The following is a 1746-nucleotide window of genomic DNA, read 5'->3' as shown; positions in this document are numbered from 1 at the left end:
AGCAGGTATTCCAGCCAGAAAGGCGCGACGGTTTTGTGCTTCAGAGAGGCAGAAAGATTAGCGGACGGCATGGGCTCGCAGTTGTTGTTATCGGGTACAGAGCCACTTAGATAACGAGACGTAGCGTGGCAAGTCAACACTTGGCGTGTGGATAAGTGCGTATTGCTGGTTTATTGACCGTGTTGGCGAGCTTATGGCTCTAATGGGCTGGTGGCAGAAGTCAAAGCAGGAAAAGAGAGAGGAAGGAGTAATGTGCCGGGAGCGGCTGAGCCACTCCCGGGACATCGGGTCTTTATTTGGCTTCTTTAGCCAGTTTGTTGACCTTGCGGGTCAGCGAAGTCAGCTTCTTGTTCAGCGCTTCAACTTCGTCGCGGGTCGGCAGGCCCAGTGCGGCGGCAACTTTGCTGCGCACTTCGTCCAGCTGGGAGGGCTGGGCTTTGGTGGTTTTCTTCTGGGGCTTGCTGGCGGCTTTCTGGCGTTTTTCGCCGGCTTTCACCAGGTTCTGGAACAGCTCATTGCCATTGTTTTCCAGACGAGTGTAGGCACCACGAACAGCGTTGTTGATTTTTTCCAGCGCGGCCTTGGTTTCGGTGGCCACTTGCTCATAGCGTTCGTTGACACGTTGCTCAATGGTTGCGGTTTTGCTCATAGGGGCTTCCCTCCGTAGAAAATTCAATGGATTCACAAAGCCCTCGATGTTGCCTCTATGAGGGCGTGAACAAGTGTAAGTCACTAATAAGGCAAGATTGTTAATGTTGTCTAACAATTAAACAGGCGAATTGGCCTACTCATTAGTATGTGTTTTGCTAGGCTGGAGCGCTGGTATTGGGCGACAGGCAAATGGCGCGGTCCGCCAGTTATGCATGGCTTGGTTAAAGCGGGGGTCAGTGGCGTTTATCGTTGCTGAAGCGGGTTAATTTTCAGGCCGGCGCCAGCTGGCAAAACAGGAGTGGTAGATGACGGCAGTAACCCGGCAAGGGCGTTACCAGGGGCTTGGCAATAAGGGCGTAACTGAATACCGCGGCGTGCCGTTTGCGCGTGCGCCGCTGGGCGAGTTGCGCTTCAAGGCGCCGCAACCCCTGGCTGACAGTGAGGCGGAGCAAACGGCGGATCATTACCCGATGCCCTCGCTGCAAATGAAAAACCCGGTGATGGGCATTCAGGAATCCAGCGAAGATTGCCTGTACCTGAATATCTGGGTGCCGGACGGCGAAGGGCCTTTCCCGGTGATGGTGTGGTTCCACGGTGGGGGTTACCTGGCGGGCTCGGTGTCGCAGGTTCTCTATAACGGTGCCGAACTGGCGCGTAGCCAGAATGTGGTGGTGGTGAATGCCGCCTACCGGCTGGGGGCCATGGGGTTTGCGGATTTCTCTGCGGTGGCACCGCAGCTGGAAGCAGACACCAACCTGGGCATGCGCGACCAACTGGCCGCGCTGCAATGGGTACAGGAAAACATCGGTGCCTTTGCCGGTGATTGCGGGCAAGTGACGATTTTCGGTGAGTCTGCCGGAGGCTTCAGTGTCGGCGCGCTGTTGGCCTGCCCCCAGGCGAAAGACCTGTTCCATAGTGCGATCACCCAGTCTGGTGCTGCCGATTTTGTGCTCGCCCCGGATCAGGTGCGCAAGGTGACCGACGCCTTTGTGGATGCACTACCGGGGGCGGGCAGCGCAGCCGAGAAATTGGCCAGTGCCGATGACAAGAGTTGGATCAAGGCCCAGAACGCCGCCGTCAAGGTGCTGGTCGATC

At 56.9% G+C, this 1746-nt stretch carries 2 protein-coding genes; one reads left to right on the top strand and one right to left on the bottom strand.

The window, feature by feature from the left end; translation table 11 throughout:
• Positions 1-292: 292 nt before the first annotated feature.
• Positions 293-649: a hypothetical protein gene (locus A3754_RS20015; protein WP_063521099.1), complete on the bottom strand. Its 357-nt coding sequence runs from the start codon at positions 647-649 to the stop codon at positions 293-295.
• A 307-nt stretch (positions 650-956) separates the two neighbouring features.
• On the opposite strand from A3754_RS20015, the gene A3754_RS20010 reads away from it, so the two are divergent.
• Positions 957-1746: carboxylesterase family protein (locus A3754_RS20010; protein ID WP_156497110.1), on the top strand; the 790-nt coding region annotated here is incomplete at its 3' end.

Source organism: Alcanivorax sp. HI0083 (assembly GCF_001635175.1).
The sequence above is the reverse complement of the archived record's forward strand: the minus strand, read 5'-3'. Positions and strand labels throughout refer to the sequence as shown.